Origin of the sequence: uncultured Mailhella sp., from assembly GCF_947631555.1 — a bacterium.
Classification (GTDB): Bacteria; Desulfobacterota; Desulfovibrionia; order Desulfovibrionales; family Desulfovibrionaceae; genus Mailhella.
Map to the genome: position 1 here is coordinate 1 of NZ_CANRLT010000127.1, position 4,166 is coordinate 4,166.

Annotated in this window: 5 protein-coding genes; all 5 read right to left on the reverse strand. The window is 61.7% G+C overall.

Annotated elements, in window-relative coordinates:
* Positions 1-518: 518 nt before the first annotated feature.
* The 5 genes from Q0Z94_RS11245 to Q0Z94_RS11265 all read right to left on the reverse strand — a co-directional run bounded on the left by Q0Z94_RS11245 (position 519) and on the right by Q0Z94_RS11265 (position 3,487).
* Positions 519-968 (reverse strand): terminase small subunit, encoded by a 450-nt coding sequence (locus Q0Z94_RS11245; protein ID WP_298069760.1) that lies wholly within the window; start codon positions 966-968, stop codon positions 519-521.
* Between the two features lie 205 nt (positions 969-1,173).
* On the reverse strand, positions 1,174-1,413 hold the full coding sequence (locus tag Q0Z94_RS11250; protein WP_298069763.1) for a hypothetical protein: 240 nt from the start codon (positions 1,411-1,413) through the stop codon (positions 1,174-1,176).
* A 39-nt stretch (positions 1,414-1,452) separates the two neighbouring features.
* A complete protein-coding gene (locus Q0Z94_RS11255; RefSeq protein WP_298069765.1) occupies positions 1,453-1,689 on the reverse strand; it encodes a hypothetical protein in 237 nt (78 codons plus the stop codon).
* 82 nt (positions 1,690-1,771) lie between these two features.
* Entirely contained in the window at positions 1,772-2,257 is a 486-nt protein-coding gene (locus Q0Z94_RS11260) for a glycoside hydrolase family protein (RefSeq protein WP_298069767.1), read from the reverse strand.
* Between the two features lie 102 nt (positions 2,258-2,359).
* Positions 2,360-3,487, reverse strand: coding sequence for a Fic family protein (locus Q0Z94_RS11265; RefSeq protein WP_298069769.1), 1,128 nt, complete (start codon positions 3,485-3,487; stop codon positions 2,360-2,362).
* Between the last annotated feature and the right edge of the window lie 679 nt (positions 3,488-4,166).

Here is a 4,166-nt window from a genome sequence, read left to right on the forward strand (position 1 = left end):
TCCGCTATCAGCGGCGCACGCGCCGCGCCGTCCGGCAGCTAAGGAAGGCGCCTGCTTACTTGCTTTTCACTTCCTTAGACCGCCGGAGGCGCGAGCGGTAGCGAGCTTGGAGCGACGAGATTTTTCCCGCTCCGGCGGCGTAACCATGTTCGCAGGCGGAGCCTGACGAACACGCCGCCTCCGCTATCAGCGGCGCACGCGCCGCGCCGTCCGGCAGCTAAGGAAGGCGCCTGCTTACTTGCTTTTCACTTCCTTAGACCGCCGGAGGCGCGAGCGGTAGCGAGCTTGGAGCGACGACCCCGCGCCGGCTGGAAAGCCGGCATGGAGGCGGGCGAGGAGCGGAAGAAAGGTCACGCGGAGCGCGGCCGAGGGCAGCTTCGCTGCACGAGGCGCGATCCCGTCAGACGTGGCCGGAGGGTGCCTTTCGCCGAACTGGAAGTTCGGCTGCCTTTAAGCGTTTTTCCGGCAGGAAAAACAAGATGCCTTTCCTGCCTTTCCTGCCTTTTTGCCTCCAACGGTTAACGGAGGCGGGCCAGGCGTTCCCGCGCCTCCATGAGCTGCGCGGCCATGTCCAGCTCGCCGCTCATCTCCACTTTGTCCTTGAACAGGCCCAGATGCTTGCCCAGAAGCTCCAGCGCCCTGGACTTGTCCAGCAGCTTGAGGGTGACGCCGTCCCGGCCTTCGCGCACCTCGGAGACAAGGGCCGCCACATCGTCGGAAATCTCCCCGCTGGGCCGCACCCATATCCCATCCGGGCCCCAGGTCATGAGTTCGCGGGGGTCGGCAAAGGCGATGCGGGCGATTTCACGCAGCACGCGCCCGCCATCCACCACCTCTTCGCCGCTGCCGCCCTTCCCGCCCGCGTCCCCAAAAGCGGCGGCCTCGGGCGTTCTCTCCAGGGCCTCCGCTGCGGCAGGAAGCGCGTCTTCCGTTTCAATCCTCCCGTTTCGTTCACTCGTTCTGTCCATAAACACTCCTTTCGTTGTCAGTCTGCGCCGCACCGCTGCGGCAAAACCCTTCAGTCCGGGAGAAGGACCGGGGAAAACGCCGCCTCTCCGCCGTGCCACCGCAACCACCTCATGCGGCGCGGCTGCCACGGCTGCCACATCCGGCGCGGTGCGGCGTTCCCCCCTGCCCTCTTACCAGGCGTCCCCGCCGGTCTCCCCGGTGACGTCATAAATCCACGCGGCCAGCCGTCCGGCATCGCCGCTGTCCATCCACAGGCCCGGCGTCCCGTGCAGTTCCAGCCGCTGAAGACTGGTCAGCACCGGCAGCGCCGGGGGCGAGCTGGGCGAGGAGCACCCCTGCGCCGTCAGCAGCCACACGGCGGCGAAACTCGCGAGCGCGGGCCGCATCCAGCGCTTCCAGAATCCGAAATCCCAGGCCCAGCAAGGCTTCCCGCAAAGACACCACATTCTTCCTCCTTTTCCGCCCGCGCGAACGCATCCGCCTTCAGTTCTTCGCGTCCCCGGCCGCATCCCCGGCCACATGACCGGCCACGTCCACGGCGTTGCGCGCCCGGCCCACGTTGGCGGCCAGCACGTTCAGAACCCGGTAAAGCACGCGGTAGAACACGCTCGCCCCTGCGCCCGGCGCGGGAAGAAAGGCCGCCAGCGCCGCGCACACGCCCATGACGGAAAGCGCAAGCGCCGCATAGCTCCCAAACAGTTCATTGATGATCTCTTCCATAAAACCTCCTTTCTGCTCCCTTTCGGAGCGTTTTCAAACACGGCACAGAACGGAAGCGAGCCGCCCGCTCCGGCCCCTGCCTTCACGCCTCTGCCTCGCTCCAGGTTCCGCTCTGCATCTGCGCGGCCAGCTCCACGGCGCGGCGCTTCGCCTGCTGCGCCCAGCGGCTGTCCAGCATCTCGGCCCGGGCCGTCTCCCATTTGCCGAGGCGCACGGCTTCAAGGGTGCGCGAAAAATACATGAGTCCGCGCGTGCCAAGGTTAAAGGCCATGTTGAGCAGCACCGCCTGCCGCGCCGGAACCAGGCCGCGCCACCAGGGAATGACGGCGTCCAAGACGGAGGCGATGCGGGCGCAGTCTTCCCGGAGCAGCGCCTCCGCCCGATCCTCGCTGATGTGCGACGCGCCGGACAGCCCCAGCACGGGCCAGGCGTCAAGGTTGTGGCCGTAGCCGATGGTCAGCCTGCCGGCAGGGCAGGCGTAGGCCTGGTGCAGGCCCTCGCTGTCGCGCACCGCGCCTTCGTGACGCCTGATCTGCGCCAGGCAGCGTTCATCCGTTTCGATGGTCATGGAATGCCTCCTTTTCGGCCATCTTCCCGCAGAAAAAGAGCGCGGCACAGAAAAAGCCGGGGAAAATCCCCGGCTTCGGCGTCTTTTTTCTGTCAGGCTGGCTCAGTGCTGCGTCAGCCAATCGTCACGGATGCTGTAGGTCTTGCCATTTCTTGCAAGAAGGCCCAGTTCCTCAAGCCTTTTTATGTCGCGCCTGGCGGTCATGGTGGAAACACCCTTATACAGCGCGGCAAGGGAAGGATCGTTCCTGATGCTCTCCACGCTAAAGGTATGCACATAGGTGCTGACCATGTCGAAAAGATTTTTCTGCCGTTCAGAAATACGATTCTCCCTGCGCAGATCTACTGTATAATTCAACAGCAGCTGCATTTTCATAACGTCATGTATTTCTTTCTGAATCTCTCTGACCGCCTCGCAGACGCCCTGAAGCATGAAGGTAAAAAATGCCGTCAGGTCTCTTTTTTTTCCGCTTCGCGAAAGAGCAGAAAAATAGTCGTCCTTATGCCGGTAATAATAGTTTGACAGCGCGGGTGCGAGCAGCTTCATGCCCGCCCCGGCAAGCAGATACGCCTCGGCAAAGCGTGCCGTGCGCCCGTTGCCATCGCGGAAAGGGTGGATAAGGACAAGGTAATAATGGACGCAGGCCGCGCGGAGCAGCGGGGACAGCCGCTGTACATCCTCGCCGTCAAGCCAGGCAAAGAGTTCGCGCATGAGGTGCATGACATCAGCCCGCTCCCTGGGCGGCGTATAGATGCCGCCGTGCGCCTCATCGCCCACAACGACCCTGCCCACACGGTACTGCCCGGGGATGTTGTCCTCAAAGGCAAGGCCGCGGCAGATACACGCATGAAACTGCCGGATCTGCGCTTCATCAAGGGGAGCCTGTGCCCTTCCGGGGTCTGAGAGCGTCTGGTAAAGCTCCTTCAGATTCTCAATTTCCCGATGGGCATGGGAGGACGTCTGCGCTGAATCCGCACTGAGCCACCGCCCCACCTCCGCTTCCGTCAGTGGATTGCCCTCCATGGCCGCCGTTCCGAAAATGGACTTGCGGACAAGTTCTTCCTGAAACCGCCCCACCCACTCCGGAAGCATGGGCGTGGAAAAGAGCGCCTCCAGCAGCGTTTCCGCACGGATGAGCCACGGTTCGACCTCGGTCTCGTCACACGCCGCGGAAAAAATCCACTTTCCGGCCTTGAAGGTGAGAAAACTTCTGTCCTTGGGAAGGAACATGATTTTGTTCTCACTTTTTTTAATGTTTTATGATAGTTATAAAAAATTATCAGTAAATGATGTCAGGTAGTATGATAAAAATTTTTAGACTGGGCAAGCAGAATATTGCCGTCCCCCCGCCATCTCAGACCGCCCACCTCAGACCGCCAGGCGCGGCGTGTACGCCGCTGATAGCGAGCTTGCCGCGCGCAATCGGGCTTTGCCCGGTGCGCATGGCTGCGGTAAGCGAGCGGGGAAAAGTCGCGCGGCGCGTGCAAGATGCCGGCGGCCCTTCATGCTCAATCCCAGTCACCCGCGTTTTCAGCTTTGCCCGGCGTCCTTGCTGCGGGTGAGGTAAAGGCCATAGAGGAACACGCAGACGCAGACCAGTGATGCGAGGATCCACGTTGTCATGGTTATACTCCTGTTTTCCTTGTGAGACAGGGGCTTGCAAGAAGGCACATGACACCGGGAAAAACTCCAATGGACTGCCCCTGAAAAATGCCAACGGCCATAGCTGCCACGCTCATTTTTCCATCCAGTCGGCAATTCGTTTTGTCATAACTCCCCCGCACCTCCAGCCTGGCCGCTGCCCGGCATTAAGGCAAGGTCAAAGACGCCTTGAGAGTATCACCTTAATAATTGATAAAAGTTCTTCGAGCTTGCCGTTAACGCGAAATCGCTGAAACAACGCCAGAGA